Raw genomic sequence first — 16,726 nt, 5'->3', positions numbered from 1 at the left:
GTCTGTGTCGTCGCTTCGTCGACCGAGGGTCAGTCGTGCGAGTGGAGCGGCTTGCCGGCCAGGGCCAGGTGGGCCTCGCCGAGCGCTTCGTTCTGCGTCGGGTGGGCGTGGATGAGCTGGGCGACCTCGGCCGGCAGTGCCTCCCAGTTGTAGATCAGCTGGGCCTCGCCGACCTGCTCGCCCATACGGTCGCCGACCATGTGGACGCCGACCACCGCACCGTCCTTGACCTGGACGAGCTTGATCTCGCCCGCGGTGTTCAGGATCTTGCTCTTGCCGTTGCCCGCCAGGTTGTACTTCAGAGCGACGACCTTGTCCGCACCGTAGATCTCCTTGGCCTTGGCCTCGGTGATACCGACGGAGGCGACCTCCGGGTGGCAGTAGGTCACGCGGGGGACACCGTCGTAGTCGATCGGGACGGTCTTCAGACCGGCCAGACGCTCCGCAACCAGGATGCCCTCGGCGAAGCCGACGTGCGCGAGCTGGAGCGTCGGGACCAGGTCACCGACGGCGGAGATGGTCGGGACGTTCGTCCGCATGTACTCGTCGACCAGGACATAGCCGCGGTCCATGGCGACGCCCTGCTCCTCGTAACCGAGACCGGCGGAGACGGGCCCGCGGCCCACCGCCACCAGCAGGACCTCGGCCTCGAACTCCTTGCCGTCGGCGAGGGTGACCTTGACGCCGTCGGCGGTGTACTCGGCCTTCTGGAAGAAGGTGCCCAGGTTGAACTTGATGCCGCGCTTGCGGAACGCGCGCTCAAGAAGCTTGGAGGAGTTCTCGTCCTCGACCGGGACGAGGTGCTTCAGGCCCTCGATGACGGTGACCTCGGAGCCGAAGGACTTCCACGCCGAGGCGAACTCGACGCCGATGACACCGCCGCCCAGGATGATCGCGGACTTCGGCACGCGGTCCAGGACGAGGGCGTGGTCGGAGGAGATGATCCGGTTGCCGTCGATCTCCAGGCCCGGCAGCGACTTCGGCACGGAGCCGGTCGCCAGCAGGACATGGCGGCCCTGGACACGCTGTCCGTTCACGTCGACGGAGGTGGGGGAGGACAGCCGGCCCTCACCCTCGATGTACGTCACCTTGCGGGAGGCGACGAGACCCTGGAGGCCCTTGTACAGACCGGCGATCACGCCGTCCTTGTACTTGTGCACACCCGCGATGTCGATGCCCTCGAAGGTGGCCTTCACACCGAACTGCTCGCTCTCACGAGCCTGGTCGGCGACCTCGCCCGCGTGCAGCAGGGCCTTGGTGGGGATGCATCCCCGGTGCAGGCAGGTGCCGCCGACCTTGTCCTTCTCGATCAGGGCGACGTCCAGGCCCAGCTGCGCCCCGCGCAGGGCCGCGGCGTAACCACCGCTACCACCGCCGAGGATCACTAGGTCGAAAACGGTGCTGGCGTCGTTCGCCACGTCACGTCCTCCATGCATGTGCGCCGTACGCCGGTCAGCGTTGACCGGGCGGCGGCTGGTGTCCGGCCGCTCTTTCTTCGGCCCTGTGGTGGGGGCCCTGTCCTGCCGAGCCCCATCTTCGCACTTGTCCACACCGAACGAGACGCCGGGCCGGTGTGTGAGACGTCCCACCTTCAGCTTTCAAGCAAGGGCCGAGGTCACGTCCCAAGGGGCGCGGGGAACTGCGCGACAAGCCACATACGACTCGCAGCCGCCATAAAACGGAATGGACCGAGCTATACGGCGACGGGGCCCCGCCCTACCCGCGCGCGAGGCCCCGTCACCCAACAACCGAACGTCAGCCCAGATCACCGGCCGCCGTCAGCTCGGCCAGCCTGACCAGCGTCCGCACAGCGGACCCCGTACCGCCCTTGGGCGTGTACCCGAAGGGCCCGCCCTCGTTGAACGCCGGCCCCGCGATGTCCAGGTGCGCCCAGGTGATCCCCTCACCCACGAACTCCCGCAGGAACAGCCCCGCGACCAGCCCGCCGCCCATCCGCTCACCCATGTTGGCGATGTCGGCGGTGGGCGAGTCCATGCCCTTGCGCAGGTGCTCGGGCAGCGGCATCGGCCAGGACGGCTCGCCGACCTCCTCGGCGGCCTCCACCACCGCGGAGCGAAACGCTTCGTCGTTGGCCATCACACCGAACGTGCGGTTGCCGAGCGCCAGCACCATCGCCCCGGTCAGCGTCGCCACGTCCACGATCGCGTCCGGCTTCTCCAGCGACGCCGCCCACAGCGCGTCGGCGAGCACGAGCCGGCCCTCGGCGTCGGTGTTGAGCACCTCGACGGTCTTCCCGCTGTACATGCGCAGCACGTCACCGGGACGCACCGCGGACCCCGAGGGCATGTTCTCGGCCAGCGCCAGCCAGCCGGTGATGTTCACCTGGAGCCCGAGGCGCGCGGCGGCGACCACGGCGGCGAACACGGCGGCCGCGCCGCTCATGTCGCACTTCATCGTCTCGTTGTGCCCGGCCGGCTTCAGCGAGATGCCGCCCGAGTCGTAGGTGATGCCCTTGCCGACGAGCGCGAGGTGCTTGCTCGCCTTGGAGTGCGTGTACGACAGCTTGACCAGCCGCGGACCCGCCTGCGAGCCGGAGCCGACGCCGAGGATGCCGCCGTAGCCGCCCTTGGTCAGTGCCTTCTCGTCGAGCACCTGCACCTTGATGCCGTGCTCCTTGCCGGCCGCCGTGGCGATCGCGGCGAACGACTCGGGATTGAGGTCGTTGGGCGGGGTGTTGATCAGGTCGCGGGCGCGGTTGAGCTCCTCGGAGACGGCGGTGGCGCGCTCGAGGGCGGCCTTGTGCTCCTTGTCGCGGGGCTTGCCGCCGAGCAGCGCGGCCTCGGCGAGCGGGGCCTTGCCGTTCTTGCGGTCCCGGTCGCCGTTGCCGTTCTCCTTGTAGACGTCGAAGGCGTAGGCGCCGAGCAGCACGCCCTCGGCGACGGCGCCGATGTCACCGGAGTCGCCCAGCGGCAGCGCGAACGCGGCCTTCTTGGCACCGGCGAGGGCGCGGGCGGCGACACCGCCGGCCTTGCGCAGCACCTCGGCGTCGTAGTCGGCGTCCTTCTCGGGCTCGGCGCCCAGCCCCACCGCCAGCACGAGCGGCGCCTTGAAGCCGGTGGGGGCGGGGAGCTTCGTCACCTCGCCCTCGGCGCCGGAGGCACCGAGGGTCTCCAGGACGCCGGCGAGCCTGCCGTCGTACGCCTTGTCCACGGCCTCGGCGCCCGGCGCGACGACGAGTCCCCCGGACTTGGACGCGGCGTCCTTGGCGACACCGATCACGATCGCGTCGGCCCGCAGGCCGGGCACCGCGGCGGTGCTGAGAGTGAGAGCAGTCACGGTGGTGAAATCTCGCTTCCGATGTGAAGTTGCGATGGCCGAATGGTGTGGGTCGACCGGGCCCGACGGCCGACCCTAGTTCCGACCCATGGGTGCGGTGGCAGCGGGGCCTTCCCCGGTACGGCGAACACTCGGGACGAGCCTACGCTCGTGTGAGCGTTCGCTCATTCCTGCGGACGTTCACCTGTCAGTGGCGTCGCGGCCATTTTCTGATTCTCGCCACCGGTGAGCTGAGTCACACTCGTCTGGTTCCGGCGAGCCATCGCTCGCCGCTTTGCATGATTTCCACGGATCCTCCGCCGATTCACCGCAAGCGGCCACAAGAGGATCTTCTGGGGGGAAGGGACAATCAATGGCGCACACCGCGCACAGATGGAGAAATGCCGCCGCTGTCGCCGCGGCCGCCGGTCTGCTCACGCTGGGCCTCTCGGTGCCCGGCGCCGCGGCCGCCGTGGAACCGCGCGTCGATCTCAGGGTGCTGGTCGTGGACAACGGCGACAGCGCCGTCCGGGCCATCACCGACCAGCTGAAGAGCACCGGCATCCCGTACACCACCGTCGACCTGAACGCCGCGAACCGTCCGACCATCACGTCGGCGTTCCTCAGCGACACGGTGAACGGCAGGCCGCGTGCCAGGTTCCAGGGCGTGGTGCTGCCCAACGAGGCGCCGTTCGGGGCGGGTTCGGCCGAGCAGACCGCGCTGGAGGGCTACGAGCGGACGTACGGCATCCCACAGGTCGACGCCTATACCTGGGCCCACCCGGGTGTCGGCCTCGACTACACCACCGAGGGCGGCTGGGCCGGCACCCTCGACGGGCACGAGGCGGCCGTGACGACCGAGGGCAGGGGCGGGCCCTTCGGCTATCTCGACGGCGCCTTCGCCTTCGAGGACAACGACCCGACCGTATCGGAGAGTTACGGCTACGCGGCCCGGCCCCGCACGGGCTTCACCAGCTACGTCGACGTTCCCGTGCCGGGCGGCTCCGGGCGCGGCAGCCTGGTCGGCGAGTACAGCCACGACGGGCGCCGCGAGCTGGTGGTGACCTTCGCCTACAACCAGTACCAGCAGCAGTTCCGCGTCCTCGCGCGCGGCATCGTCGAATGGCTGACCCAGGGCATCCACCTCGGCCGGGCGCGCAACTACTTCGCGGTGCACGTCGACGACGTCTTCGCGCCCGACGCCCGCTGGGACACCGAGCGCAACTGCACGCCCGGCGACATCGACTGCGTGGGCGGTGGCGGCGAGGAGGCCGCGCCGATCCGGATGACCGCCGCGGACGCGACGTACGCCGCCCAGTGGCAGCGTGAGCACGGCTTCAAGCTGGACATGGTCTACAACGCCGGCTCCGGCGAGGAGTGGAAGACCGAGAACGGCGGCACCGACGCCCTCGCCGACCGGCTGCTCGCCGACAAGGCGCAGTACCGCTGGATCAACCACACCTACACGCACCCGTTCCTCGGCTGTGTCCAGGACACCTCGACCGTGCCGTGGAGCTGCGCGAAGAACGCGAACGGCACGACGCAGTACGTGAGCCGCTCGGAGATCTCGGCGCAGATCAGGAACAACCACAACTGGGGCGTGAGCAAGGGACTTCCGCTCGACCGCACGGAGCTCGTCACCGGCGAGCACTCGGGCCTGAAGACCCTGCCGCAGCAGCCCGACGACAACCCCAACCTGGCCGGCGCCCTCGCCGACAACGGCGTCAAGTGGATCGCCTCGGACAACTCCCGTGAGCCGGCCCAGCGTTCGGTCGGCGCCGCGCTCACCGTGCCCCGGTACCCGATGAACGTGTACTACAACACGGGCACCGCGCAGGAGATGGCCGACGAGTACAACTGGATCTACACCTCGACGGCCGACGGCGGCAGCGGCATCTGTGAGACCAACCCCGCCTCCACCTGTCTGCCCGAGCCGCTGGACACCGCCACCGGCTACGCCGACCACATCGTGCCGCAGGAGGCCCGCATCGCCCTCGGGCACGTGGTCGGCAACGACCCGCGTCCGCACTACGCCCACCAGTCCAACCTGGCCGAGGACCGCATCCTCTACCCCGTCCTTGACCGGGTCCTCGCCGACTACCAGGCGCTCTTCGCCGCGAACACCCCGGTGGAGAACCTCGCCCAGAGCGCCCTCGGCACCGAGCTCCAGCGCCGCGCAGCCTGGCAGAACGCCGTCACGCAGGGCTCCGTCACGGCGTACCGCATCGGCAGGACCGTCACCGTCACCGCCCCGACCGGGACACAGATCCCGGTGACCGCACCGGAGGGCACCGTCAAGCAGCTTCTGCTCGGCAGCACGGCATTCGGAACCCCGTACGCAGGCAGGCGCTCGGCCTGGACCACGCCGGCGCTGCTGCAGTCGGCCGTCACTTTGAAACTGCCGTAGCAACAACGCCCCGAAAGGGGCGCGGGGCTGTATTCGATCTGCGGCTGCCGCCGCGTGGGCGCGACCAGCCACGACGCGGCGGTAGCTGGAGTCCGCGGCGCAGTTCCCGCACATCATCCGCATCACAGGGGGGAGCCGGGCTGCGATGCGCCCTGGCCGTCACGTCACCATGCTCACCGAAGGCACCTATCCCCATGTCCACGGCGGCGTCAGCACCTGGTGCGACCAGCTCGTCAAGGGCATGCCGGAGGTCGACTTCCACATAGTCTCGCTCACCGGGACGGGCCGCGAACCCGTCACCTGGGAGCTGCCGCCGAACGTCCACCGGCACACCTCGGTACCCACCTGGGGCCCGCGTCCGGGCCGCAGACGAGCGCCGTACGGCCGGGCCCGGCGCCGTTTCACCGACTCCTACGAGCGGTTCCTGCTCTCCTTCCTCGACCCCGAGGCCCGCCGCGACTTCGGCGAGACGCTGGACGAGCTGGCCCAACTCGCCCGCGACGGACGCCTTTCGGCGGCCCTGCGCACGGAATCCGCGCTGCGGTCGCTGATGTGGATATGGACGATGCCGCATCTGCCGACCGCGGCCGCCCGCCCCACCGTGCACGACGCCCTGACCGCCACCGACCTGCTGGAACACGCCCTGCGTCCGCTGGGGATCCGTATCCCCGTGGACTCCGTCGCACACGCCGTCAGCAGCGGACTCGCGACCCTCCCGGCCCTCGCCGCCCGCAGGCTCGACGGCGTCCCCTTCCTCCTCACCGAGCACGGCATCTATCTGCGCGAGCGCTACCTCGGCTACCGCAGTGACGCCCAGCGCCGGCCCGTGAAGGCGTTCATGCTCGGCTTCTACCGCGCACTGAACTCCCACGGATACCGGACCGCCGACCTGATCACCCCCTGCAACCAGTACAACCGGCGCTGGGAGGAGCGCGGCGGCGCCGACGCCGACAGGATCCGCACCGTCTACAACGGCGTCGACCCGCACGCCTTCCCGCACGCCGGCCCCGAGCCCGAGGTCCCCACCCTCACCTGGTGCGGCCGCGTCGACCCCATCAAGGACCTGGAGACCCTGCTGCGGGCGTACGCCATGGTCCGCGCCGAACTCCCCGAGACCCGGCTGCGGCTGTTCGGCCCGGTCCCACCCGGCGGCGAGGCCTACCGCACCGAGCTGGAGAAGCTCGCCGCGGAACTCGGCGTGCGGGACGGCCTGACCTTCGAGGGTCGTATCACCGAGGTCTGGCGCGCCTACGCCGCAGGCCACCTGGTCATGCTGTCCTCCATCTCCGAAGGCTTCCCCTTCTCCATCATCGAGGCCATGTCCTGCGGCCGTACGACCGTCTCGACGGACGTCGGGGGAGTGCGCGAGGCCGTCGGCGACACCGGCCTCGTCGTCCCGCCGCGCGAGCCGGAGAAGATGGCCGCGGCCGCCCTCACCCTCCTCAAGGACGACGAACGGCGCCTGGAACTGGGGGAGTTGTCCCGCCGGCGGGTCATCGACCGCTTCACGCTGCGCCGCTCCGTGGACAACTTCCGGGCCATCTACGAGGAACTCGCGGGCAGCGCCGAGGTGTACGAGCCCACGCTGGAGACGGTCACCGACTGGACCCGCGAACTGCGTGACCCCTGGTACGAGAAGGTCGCGACGGACGGAACCGGCTGGTGAGCGGAAGCCTCTGGACGCCGCCCGGCGCCCACGCCGACGCCCTGCCCGCGATCCCCCGGCGGCGCGCGAGTCCCAGCTGGGCGCGGCCCGACCCCGTCGACGAACTCGCCACCCGCCTCGACGACTTCATAGCCGCCGCCGTCCACCCGGACGAGATCGCCGCGCTCCTGGAGTCCGACGGCCTCTCGGACGACCGGATACGCGAGCGCTACGGCGTGCGGGACTCCTTCGCCCTCGCCGAGGAACTGTACGAGCGGGTCGAGCGGCGCCACCCCGAGCCGGACGGCCCGGCCCACGACCCGTGGCGGGTGGGCCTGCTGGGCTGTCTCCTGCGGGGACTGGTCTTCGCCCTGCCCGGCCTCGGCTACGTCCTCGGGGCGCCGCTGCTCACGGGCACCCTGCCCCTGCTGGCCGCCGCCCTGGTCGGCTGGACCTGGAACCAGGGGCTGGCCCATCGGGCGTACTCCTGGCTGGGCCTGGGCGACCGGACGGCCGCCCGCCGCTCGTTGCTGCTCGGCGCGCCGGTCGGTGTCCTGCTGGGGGCCCTGGCCGCGTTCGCCGTGGCCGGCCCGGGTCAGCCGACGGCGGTGGCTTTCGCCGCCGGTCAGTCCTGCTACCTGGGCGCTGCGACGGTCCTGCTGGTCCTGGGCCGCGAACGGGCCTTGCTGGCCGCTTTGTTGCCGATGGTGGCGGGTGCGGGCTTCGCCCTGGTGGAACCCGTGCCGGACACCCTGAGACTCGTACTGCTGCTGTGCTCCATGCTCACGGCGGCAGTCCTCGGCCTCCTCGAAGTCGCGGCCGCAGTGCGCGTCCCAAGGGGGCGCGGGGCTGTTCTGAATGTGCGGCTGCCGCCGCGTGAGCGCGACAGGCCACGACGCGCCGGCAGTCGATCAACGACAATGGGCCGCACCCTCCCCGCATCCCTCCCCTACGCCCTGTTCGGCCTCGCCACCGGCGTCCTGGTGCTCCACGCCGCCCTGGGCAACGCCCCCGCCGGCGAGGCGACCGTCGCCCTCACCCTCAGCATGGGCCCCGCCGAGTGGCTGCTGTACCGCTTCCGCAGCCGTAGCCTGGCGGGCCTGCGCTCGACCAGCACCGCGCGGGCGTTCCGGCGGACGACGGTGCGCATGGCCGTGGAGTGCCTGGCCGCCTACCTCGCCGCCCTGCTCGCGCTCGGCCTCGCCACCTCGGCACTGTGGCCCGGGGCCCCCGGTGTCAGCGGCGTCCGCCTCGCCGGACTGCTCCTGCTGGGCGTGGTGTTGTGGACGGGCCTGCTGCTCCAGTCCTTCGGCGCGGTGCTCGGCGCGGCGGTGATCTGCTCCGCGGCGGCCCTCGCCCAGACACTCGCGCTGGTCACGCACACCGGCGGCACGCACTGGACAGGCCCGATCGTCCACGCGGCGGCGGCACTGGCCCAGGCCGTCCTCGTCTGCGTCCTGCTGGGGAGGGCGACCGCCCACCGATGAACGATCTGCTGATCCCGTACTACGAGCATCCGTCCGTCCGCCCCGCCGAATGGGACGCGATCATCGCGGCCGCGCCCCGGCTCCATGGGGTCGTACTGAACCCGGCCAGTGGCCCCGGCGACGCGTCCGACCCGGCGTTCGCCGAGGTCGCGGCCCGGCTGCGGGACGTGGACGTGCGGGTGCTCGGCTACGTCGACACCGACTACGGCCGCCGACCGCACGCCGAGGTCGTCCGTGACATCGCCCGGCACCGCGACTGGTACCGCGCCGACGGCGTCTTCCTCGACCAAGTCGCCACGAGCCGCGCGGAGTTCGCGGACTACCAGCGGCTCGCGAGGGCCGCCCGGAGCGCCGGCTGCGGCACGCTCGCCCTGAACCACGGCACGGAACCGGACCCGTCCTACGCCAGGATCGCCGACCTCCTGGTCACCTTCGAGGGCCCCTGGGCGTCGTACACCCGACTCGTCCGGCGGCACCGGCGGACGGCCTGCGGAGTGCGGCTGTGCCATCTGGTGTACGGCGTCCCGGCCGGCGTCGACCTGACGGAGGCGGCCCGGTCGCACGGTGCCTCGGTGCACTGCGCGGTGCCGGGCAGGGGCGCTCATCCATGGGGCACGCTGCCCTGTGCCGTGCACCGCCCGGGGTGAGCGGGGCGCGATCCCGGTCAGCCCAGGCAGAGCACGACGAGCGCGGTCGTCGCTGCCGTCTCCGCGAGGCCGCCGAAGACATCGCCGGTGACTCCGCCGAAGCGGCGCGTGCAGTGCCGCAGGAGCAGCTCGGCGGCGGCGAGGGCGGCGAGGACCGCGAGCGCGGTGCGGGCGAGGTCGTCCGTCCCGAGCAGTGCTCCCGCCGCGGCGGCGGCCCCGGTCACGGCCAGGGCGACGGCCGCCGCACCCCGCACCGGAACGACCCCGGCCACCGCCGCGCCCAGCCCCTCCGGCCGGGCCGCGGGCACGCCGGTGCGCGCGGCGAGGGTGAGGGCGAGGCGGGCGGCGACAGCCGAGACGACGGTGGCGAGGGCGCCCCGGGCCCATGAGTCGTCGTACAGCCGCGACAGCGCGGCCACCTGCGCGAGCAGCACGAACAGGAGGGTGATCACGCCGAACGGCCCGATGTCCGACTGCTTCATGATCCGCAGGGCGTCCTCGGCGGGCTTGCCGCTGCCGAGGCCGTCGGCGGTGTCGGCGAGCCCGTCGAGATGCAGCCCCCGGGTGAGTACGGCGGGGACGGCGGCGGCCGCGACGGCGGCGAGGAGCGGGCCGGCGCCGAGGAACAGCAGCACCAGCGCGAGCAGCGCGGCACCGCAGCCGAGGACCACCCCCACCAGCGGGGCGCAGAGCATCCCGCCGCGCGCCGCCTCCCGGTCCCAGCGGCTCACCCGGACGGGCAGCACGCTCAGGGTGCCGAAGGCGAAACGGAGACCGTGCAGGTGCGGCGGGGTCATGGACACGCCCGCAGAGTAGCCCGGACGTCGTCTCCGCCAGGCAGCCCGCCCCTGCCGGGAAGACACTGAGTACATGGGCGAGTGGTGGCAGGTCAACATCATCGAGCCGGGCAAGCTCCCGCTGCTCCTCGCCCTGACGGCGTTCGTGGTCACCTTCTTGGTCACCCGCCTCATCACCCGCCTCATCCGTGCGGGCAAGGGCCCCTTCCGCAACATCGAGACCGGCGCCGTCCACGTCCACCACGTCGTCCCCGGCGTCGTCCTCACCGTCATCGGCGGCTTCTGCGCGGTGGCCGGCGGGCAGCGCGGCTTCGGCTCGGCGGCGGCCGCCGTGATCTTCGGGGTGGGCGCGGGCCTGGTGATGGACGAGTTCGCGCTGATCCTGCACCTCGACGACGTCTACTGGACCAAGGAGGGCCGCAAGAGCGTCGAGGTGGTCGTGCTCACCGTCGCCCTGGTCGGCCTGCTCCTGATCGGCTTCGCGCCGTTCGGGGTCAACGATCTCAACGACAACGAGATGCAGAACCGCGGGACCGTGCTCAGCACGATCGCCGTGAACTTCCTGATCGCCCTGATCGCCCTGTTCAAGGGCAAGCCCAAGATCGCGCTCTTCGGGGTGATCATCCCCTTCGTCGCGCTGTTCGGCGCGATCCGGCTGGCCCGCCCGACGTCCCCCTGGGCGAAACGCTTCTACCGCCGCCGCCCGCGCGCCCGCGCCAAGGCGACGCTGCGCTCCTACCATCACGACCGGCGCTGGCTGGGCCCCAGCCGCAAGTTTCAGGACTGGATCGGCGGCGCCCCCGACGTGGAACCGGAGCGGGCCCTGGAACGCCGCTGACGCACCGCCGACACCGCGCACAGCACCAGCACCGCCGTGACGGCCGCGAGGTGCTCCTTCCCGGCCAGGTTCGGCTTCAGCGCGACCTCGACGACCATCGCCGCGATCACCACACCGGCCGTGACGTACGCCCCGTAGCGCCACCCGAGGAACACGGCCAGTCCCACGACCGCCGCCGACGGCCCCGTGTCCACGACCCGCGCGTCCGAGGCGGGCAGCCCGAACGGGCTGCCGGGTCCGATGGCGATGGCCACGCGCGCGTACAGGGTGCCGGCGAGGGTCGCGACGTAGGCGATGACGAGCGTGCGCCACCGGCCCAGGCACATCTCGGCGATCCCGAACGCGATCAGGACCTGGGCGAGCGCACCCCACACCGGCAGATCGAGCGCGGGCACGAACAGCGACAGCGGCGTCCGCAGCAGCGCCAGCCACAGCGGGTCCTCGGCCCGTACGGCGCCGAGATCCTGGACGATCCGGTACCCCCAGGACCGGTTCTGGACGACCTGGGTGAGCCCGGTCAGACAGACGGCCCCGACCGTCATGGGCGCGGCCCGCCACCGCCGCTCCACCACGGCCCGACGCACGGCGAGATACAGCGCCCCCCACTCGGCACGGGCCCAGCGACCGAGGGTGTCAACCGTCACAAGTTGGGATCATATGTCCACTCTCGTCACGATTCCCGGCGCCTTTCCCCTGACGTAGGGCTCTACTCGGCTTCCGGCGCCTCGGAATCCTCCGGCTTCGCCGGCTCCGCCACCTCTTCCGGCCGCTCCGGCAGCTCCGCCGCCAGCGCCGCGGCCGCCTGGACCGTCGGCAGCGCCAGCAGACCCCCGGCGCCCTCGCCGACCCGCACCCCGTGGTCGAGCAGCGGCTCCAGGGCCATCCGGTCCAGCGCCTTGGCCTGCCCCGGCTCCCCGCTGTCGTGCGCGGCCAGCCACCAGTCCGGCGCCCGGAACGCGATCCGCTGCCCCACCAGCGCACAGGCGGCCACCACGACCCCGTCCAGCACCACCGGCATCTTCCGCACCGCGGACTGCAGCAGGAACCCGGTGATCGCGGCGAGGTCGGCCCCGCCCACCGTCGCTAGCAGCTGGAGCTGGTCCCCGAGCACCGGCCGGGCCCGGCGCAGCGCGTCCCGGATCGCCGCGCACTTGCGCATCCACACGAGGTCGTCGATGGCGAGGCCACCCCGCCCGGTCACCACGGACGCGTCGGTCCCGCACAGCGCGGCGACCAGCACCCCCGCCGCCGTGGTCCCGCCGACGCTCACATCGCCCAGCACCACCAGATCCGTACCGGAGTCGCCCTCCTCGTCGGCGACCGCGACCCCGGCGCGGAAGGCCGCCTCGGCCTCCTCCGGCGTCAGCGCGTCCTCAATGTCGATACGGCCGCTGCCGCGCCGCACCCGATGCCGTACGACCGTCTCCGGGAGCGAGTCCGGATCGCAGTCCAGCGCCATGTCGACGACCCGCACCGGAACCCCGAGCCGCCGCGCCAGCACCGACACGGGCCGCCCGCCCGCCAGGATCTCCCGCACCAACTCCCCTGCGCCGCCCGCCGGCCGCGCCGACACGCCCAGCTCCGCGACGCCGTGGTCACCGGCGAACAGCACGACCCGCGGCCGCTCGATCGGCCGCACCGGCACCGCGGACTGCGCCGCCGCCAGCCACTCGCCCAGTTCGTCCAGGCGGCCCAGCGCCCCGGGCGGCACGATCTGACGCTCACGGCGCGCCTCGGCGTCACGGCGCACCCCACCGTCGGGGCGCTCGATCAGGTCGGAGAAGTCGTCGAGATTAAGCGAGCTCATTCGCCGAACAGTACCGGCACCGGTCGAACAGAACGCCGCCACATGGCCACCGCGGGCTTCGCCACGTCACCCCCGTATCCACGCCACGTCGTTGCACCCAAGATCTTCATCCCATACGTTCCGTTTTGCAATGGATTGTCGGGGCATGCTCGCACCGCCCTCGCCGTACGCCCGGGAGCCGCCATGACCGCGACCGCACCCCCCGAACGCCCCCACGCCGACTGCGCGTTCACCCCCGCCGGGTGCCGGGAACACACCTACGTCCCGCGCCACCTGGGACTCACCCGGCGCGGGCCGCGCCGGCTGCGCGCCGCGGCCCGCCTGGCGCTCGCCCTCCCCGAGCCGGAGAGCTGGCTGGATGTGGGCACCGGATACGCCCGCTTCCCGGAGACGGCGAAGGAGGTCTTCCCTTACACGTCGTTCGACGGCCTGGACCCGACCTACCGCGTCCTGCACGGGCGGCTGGCCGAACGGGTCGAGGAGGCCCATGTCGGCAGCCTCACCGACCCGCGCGTCACGGCCCGCCTGCGCGCCCGCTACGACGTCGTCAGCATGTTCCGCCACCTGGAACACGCCCGGGACCCCCGCGAGGAACTCCGCGCCGCCCTCGCGGCCCTGCGCCCAGGCGGCCACCTCATCCTCGAACTCCCCAACCCGCACTGTCTGTTCGCGGCCCTGCTCGGCAGACTCTGGGTCCCGCACAGCCCCCCGGGCCACATCCACCTGCTGCCCATGGACACCCTGTGCGAGGAACTCACGGCCCAGGGCTGCACCATCATCGCGACGGGCCACCGCACCGCGCACATCCCCTACGACCTGGCGGCCACGACCTCACTGATCCTGTCCCACCTGCTGCCGTCACTGCTGTCGGGCCTCGGCTCGCCCCTGGTGGCCGCGGCCTGGATCCTGGACCACCTCCTGGCCCCGTTCCTGCGCGCCACCCGCTTCTCGAACGCCTACAGAGTCATCGCCCGCAAGGACCCGACCTGAAACCCGAAACACCGCCGGCCGGGGCGCCCCTGAAGGGGCGCGGGGCTGTATCGATTTGCGGCTCCGCCGCGTGGGCGCGACAAGCCACGACGAGGCCGCAGACGCACGACGACAATCCGCGGCACCCTCCTCGGCGAACCCGGCGAACCCGGCGAACCCGGCGAACCAGTAGACGTCACCCGCGAAGCACAACCGCCTGTCCCGCCACCACCAGAACAACCTGCTCGCACTCACCCGCGAACGCGGCGTTGAGCCGCCCGAGCTCATCCCGATACCGCCGCCCCGACGCCGTGGCCGGCACGATCCCCGACCCCACCTCGTTCGACACGGCGACAACAGTCCGCCGTGTCGCCCTCACGGCCTGCGTAAGGGCCTGGACCCGCTCCCGGAGCGCCTTCTCCCCGCCGTCCGCCCAGACGGCGTCGTCCCACGCCCCGACGGAGTCCATCGCATCCGTCAGCCACAGCGACAGACAGTCGATCAGCAACGGCGCCCCACCCTCGGAGAGAAGCGGTACCAGGTCGCACGTCTCCGCCGTACGCCACGACCCCGGCCGCCGCTCCCGGTGCAGGGCCACCCGCGCGGCCCACTCGTTGTCACCGCCCCGCGTGCCCCCGGTCGCCACGTACAGCACATCCGGGAACGACTCCAGCCGCCGCTCCGCCTCGACCGACTTGCCCGACCGGGCACCGCCCACCACCAGGGTCCGCCGCGGCACGTCCGGCACGTCCTCGTACGCCCCCACTTCCAGCGTCGTCCCGTCCGGCACGGCCCGCGCGCCCGCCGCGGCCAGCCTGCGCCGCAACTCCGCGCCCGGCGCCGCGTCATGGTCCAGATGGACGGCGACGACGTCCGTCGTCGGCCCGACGGCCCCCACCGCCCGCAGCTTGGCCAGGGCGTCCGGCCGCCCCACCACATCGGCGACGACCATGTCGTACATCCCGTCGGACCCGTTCTCCAGCCCGGCCGGCGCACCCCCCGGCGGCAGATACAGCAGCCGCTGCCCGTCCGGCCCGGTCACCGCGTACCCGGTGCCCGGCGCGTCCATCGCCACCGCCCGCACCCGATGCCCCGTCAGCAGCGCCAACTCCCGCCCGTCCGGCACCCGCCCGGGCTGCGGCAGCCCGGCCGGCACCTCGACGGCGGGCCCGTCGTGCGGATGCGACAGCAGCACCTGCCGTACGTTGCCCAGCGAACGCCCGGCGCGTGCCGCCGCGAACGCCGCCCCGGGCGTCAGATCGAGCAGCAGCGCCCCGTCCACGAGCAGCGCTGTGGCCGCACGCGCGGCCCCACCGAGCGCACTGGCACACGCCGCGCACGGACAGTCGGGGCGGGGGAGTCCCGCGGGGGCACCGGTGCCGAGGAGAGTCAGTTCCACGCACTGATTTTCGCCGCTCGCCGTCCGTCCCGCGTGATGGAGGCCCCCTAAGGAGCAGACGCACACGAACCGCATACGCTGGTGCACTCAACGTGCTGACACCTTGGAGGCGTACATGGCGGCATGGACGTGGCGGTTCGAGAAGGCCGACGGGGCGGAGATCCAGCCCGCGGTGCAGCCCGAGGAGTTCACCACCCAGGGGGACGCCGAATCCTGGATCGGGGAGCACTGGAAGGCACTTCAGGAGGGCGGCGCGGACCAGGTGCGGCTGTTCGAGGACGCCACGGAGATCTACGGGCCGATGAGTCTGCACGCCGAGGCGTGACCGGACGGGGGGCGAGGGGCACACCCCTTCGCCCCCGTCACTGCTCACCCAGCGTCACATCGGCCTTGTTCTCGTCGCCGTCGCGGGTGTAGGTGACCGTCGTCCGGTCTCCCGGCTTGTCGCCGGCCAGTGCCTCGGACAGCGAGGTGATGGTGGTGATGTCCGTGTCCCCCAGCCGGGTGATGATGTCCCCGGGCCGCAGACCCGCCTCGTCGGCCGCCCCGCCCTCCTCCACCTCGACCACGGCCACGCCCGCCGCCTGAAAGTCGTCGTCGACGACCGTACGGCCGGTGATGCCGAGCGCCGCCCGGCCCGAGTCGGTGACCCTGCCGTCCTCGATGATCTGGTCGGCGATGTTGCGCACGGTCGACGCCGGGATCGCGAACCCGATGCCGGGCGCCGCGCTGTCCCCGACGTTGGGGTCGACGGCGGCCAGGGTCGGCACGCCGATGACCTCACTGTCGAGATTCACCAGGGCGCCGCCGCTGTTGCCGGGGTTGATGGCCGCCGACGTCTGCACCATGTTGGCGATGGTCGCGCCCGTACCGCCGTTACCGCCGCCCTCGGTGACGGTCCGTCCGGTCGCCGAGACGATGCCCTGCGTCACGCTGGACGACAGCCCGAGCGGCGAACCCATCGCCAGCACGATCTGCCCCACCTCGACCTTCGAGGAGTCCCCGAACTTCGCCGCCTTCAGCCCGTCCGGCGGGTCGTCCAGCTTGACCACGGCGAGGTCCTGCTGCGGGTAGGAGGACACCAGGTGCGCGGTGAGCTCGTTCTCGTTGTTGGCGGTCGTCACACGGAAGGTCTTCTCGTCGCCGACGACATGCGCGTTGGTGACGATGTGCCCCTCGTCGTCGTAGACCACGCCCGACCCCAGGTCCCGTCTGCCCTGGATCTGCACGACCGACGGCAGCACGTCCCTGATCACCCGCAGATAGCCGTCCTGGAGGTCGTCCACCGCCCGGACCGTCCGCGGCAGGGCGGCCTGGGTCGTCGAGTCCCCCTCGTCATGCGACGCAGGGGAGGACGAACAGGCGGAGAGGAGGCCGAGGCAGCACAGCAGGGCGAGGACCGCGACGACCGGTCGCCGGGTACGCAAACGGCGAGCATCCATGCCCCGAGTCTC

14 protein-coding genes are annotated in these 16,726 nt (G+C 72.1%); 7 read left to right on the top strand and 7 right to left on the bottom strand.

The features are described from left to right. Positions 1-29: 29 nt before the first annotated feature. Together lpdA and ACFPQ9_RS41870 are read right to left on the bottom strand one after the other, a co-directional pair. Entirely contained in the window at positions 30-1,418 is a 1,389-nt protein-coding gene (gene lpdA / locus ACFPQ9_RS41875; RefSeq protein WP_380865056.1) for a dihydrolipoyl dehydrogenase, read from the bottom strand. 337 nt (positions 1,419-1,755) lie between these two features. After that, positions 1,756-3,297: a leucyl aminopeptidase gene (locus ACFPQ9_RS41870; RefSeq protein WP_380865054.1), complete on the bottom strand. Its 1,542-nt coding sequence runs from the start codon at positions 3,295-3,297 to the stop codon at positions 1,756-1,758. A 352-nt stretch (positions 3,298-3,649) separates the two neighbouring features. Here ACFPQ9_RS41870 and ACFPQ9_RS41865 point away from each other — a divergent pair, with 352 nt between their 5' ends. From ACFPQ9_RS41865 to ACFPQ9_RS41850, 4 genes are all read left to right on the top strand, one after another. Further along, positions 3,650-5,683: a hypothetical protein gene (locus ACFPQ9_RS41865; protein ID WP_380865052.1), complete on the top strand. Its 2,034-nt coding sequence runs from the start codon at positions 3,650-3,652 to the stop codon at positions 5,681-5,683. 145 nt (positions 5,684-5,828) lie between these two features. Continuing rightward, positions 5,829-7,349 (top strand): GT4 family glycosyltransferase PelF, encoded by a 1,521-nt coding sequence (gene pelF / locus ACFPQ9_RS41860; RefSeq protein ID WP_380865049.1) that lies wholly within the window; start codon positions 5,829-5,831, stop codon positions 7,347-7,349. Further along, on the top strand, positions 7,346-8,815 hold the full coding sequence (locus ACFPQ9_RS41855) for a hypothetical protein (protein WP_380865046.1): 1,470 nt from the start codon (positions 7,346-7,348) through the stop codon (positions 8,813-8,815). The genes pelF and ACFPQ9_RS41855 overlap by 4 nt, the downstream gene beginning before the upstream one ends. Then, the gene (locus tag ACFPQ9_RS41850) at positions 8,812-9,462 is read left to right on the top strand and encodes a spherulation-specific family 4 protein (RefSeq protein ID WP_380865043.1); all 651 of its coding nucleotides are present in this window, start codon (positions 8,812-8,814) and stop codon (positions 9,460-9,462) included. The genes ACFPQ9_RS41855 and ACFPQ9_RS41850 overlap by 4 nt, the downstream gene beginning before the upstream one ends. Positions 9,463-9,479: 17 nt before the next feature. Here the strand turns inward: ACFPQ9_RS41850 and ACFPQ9_RS41845 are convergent, their stop codons facing one another. Next, positions 9,480-10,259 (bottom strand): adenosylcobinamide-GDP ribazoletransferase, encoded by a 780-nt coding sequence (locus tag ACFPQ9_RS41845; RefSeq protein WP_380865144.1) that lies wholly within the window; start codon positions 10,257-10,259, stop codon positions 9,480-9,482. 73 nt (positions 10,260-10,332) lie between these two features. Here ACFPQ9_RS41845 and ACFPQ9_RS41840 point away from each other — a divergent pair, with 73 nt between their 5' ends. Beyond that, positions 10,333-11,097, top strand: coding sequence for a hypothetical protein (locus ACFPQ9_RS41840; protein WP_380865041.1), 765 nt, complete (start codon positions 10,333-10,335; stop codon positions 11,095-11,097). Here ACFPQ9_RS41840 and ACFPQ9_RS41835 read toward each other — a convergent pair. Beyond that, positions 11,037-11,741, bottom strand: a complete 705-nt coding sequence (locus ACFPQ9_RS41835) for a hypothetical protein (RefSeq protein WP_380865038.1) — start codon at positions 11,739-11,741, stop codon at positions 11,037-11,039. The genes ACFPQ9_RS41840 and ACFPQ9_RS41835 overlap by 61 nt on opposite strands. Positions 11,742-11,803: 62 nt before the next feature. Then, the gene (cobT, locus tag ACFPQ9_RS41830; protein WP_380865036.1) at positions 11,804-12,904 is read right to left on the bottom strand and encodes a nicotinate-nucleotide--dimethylbenzimidazole phosphoribosyltransferase; all 1,101 of its coding nucleotides are present in this window, start codon (positions 12,902-12,904) and stop codon (positions 11,804-11,806) included. Positions 12,905-13,087: 183 nt separating this feature from the next. Between cobT and ACFPQ9_RS41825 the strand changes: the two genes are divergently transcribed. Next, positions 13,088-13,894 carry a class I SAM-dependent methyltransferase gene (locus ACFPQ9_RS41825; protein ID WP_380865033.1) on the top strand — a complete coding sequence of 269 codons (807 nt, stop codon included), beginning with the start codon at positions 13,088-13,090 and terminating at the stop codon, positions 13,892-13,894. Positions 13,895-14,069: 175 nt separating this feature from the next. Here the strand turns inward: ACFPQ9_RS41825 and ACFPQ9_RS41820 are convergent, their stop codons facing one another. Further along, positions 14,070-15,272, bottom strand: coding sequence for a bifunctional adenosylcobinamide kinase/adenosylcobinamide-phosphate guanylyltransferase (locus ACFPQ9_RS41820; RefSeq protein WP_380865030.1), 1,203 nt, complete (start codon positions 15,270-15,272; stop codon positions 14,070-14,072). 115 nt (positions 15,273-15,387) lie between these two features. Between ACFPQ9_RS41820 and ACFPQ9_RS41815 the strand changes: the two genes are divergently transcribed. Beyond that, on the top strand, positions 15,388-15,597 hold the full coding sequence (locus ACFPQ9_RS41815) for a hypothetical protein (protein ID WP_030967709.1): 210 nt from the start codon (positions 15,388-15,390) through the stop codon (positions 15,595-15,597). Between the two features lie 37 nt (positions 15,598-15,634). On the opposite strand, the gene ACFPQ9_RS41810 is transcribed toward ACFPQ9_RS41815, so the two are convergent. After that, entirely contained in the window at positions 15,635-16,714 is a 1,080-nt protein-coding gene (locus tag ACFPQ9_RS41810; RefSeq protein WP_380865027.1) for a S1C family serine protease, read from the bottom strand. Positions 16,715-16,726 lie beyond the last annotated feature (12 nt).

Source organism: Streptomyces coerulescens, from assembly GCF_042657965.1.
In the GTDB taxonomy this organism is placed as follows: domain Bacteria; phylum Actinomycetota; class Actinomycetes; order Streptomycetales; family Streptomycetaceae; genus Streptomyces; species Streptomyces coerulescens.
Note: the sequence above shows the minus strand (reverse complement) of the source record. Positions and strands in the feature narration are given on the sequence as shown.

What these genes read in the sequence shown, in the direction of transcription:
- ACFPQ9_RS41865 (WP_380865052.1), top strand. Translation starts at nt 3,650, where the DNA reads ATGGCGCACACCGCGCACAGATGGAGAAATGCCGCCGCTGTCGCCGCG.
- pelF (WP_380865049.1), top strand. Translation starts at nt 5,829, where the DNA reads ATGCGCCCTGGCCGTCACGTCACCATGCTCACCGAAGGCACCTATCCC.
- ACFPQ9_RS41850 (WP_380865043.1), top strand. Translation starts at nt 8,812, where the DNA reads ATGAACGATCTGCTGATCCCGTACTACGAGCATCCGTCCGTCCGCCCC.
- ACFPQ9_RS41845 (WP_380865144.1), bottom strand. Translation starts at nt 10,259, where the DNA reads ATGACCCCGCCGCACCTGCACGGTCTCCGTTTCGCCTTCGGCACCCTG.
- ACFPQ9_RS41840 (WP_380865041.1), top strand. Translation starts at nt 10,333, where the DNA reads ATGGGCGAGTGGTGGCAGGTCAACATCATCGAGCCGGGCAAGCTCCCG.
- cobT (WP_380865036.1), bottom strand. Translation starts at nt 12,904, where the DNA reads ATGAGCTCGCTTAATCTCGACGACTTCTCCGACCTGATCGAGCGCCCC.
- ACFPQ9_RS41825 (WP_380865033.1), top strand. Translation starts at nt 13,088, where the DNA reads ATGACCGCGACCGCACCCCCCGAACGCCCCCACGCCGACTGCGCGTTC.
- ACFPQ9_RS41815 (WP_030967709.1), top strand. Translation starts at nt 15,388, where the DNA reads ATGGCGGCATGGACGTGGCGGTTCGAGAAGGCCGACGGGGCGGAGATC.
- ACFPQ9_RS41810 (WP_380865027.1), bottom strand. Translation starts at nt 16,714, where the DNA reads ATGGATGCTCGCCGTTTGCGTACCCGGCGACCGGTCGTCGCGGTCCTC.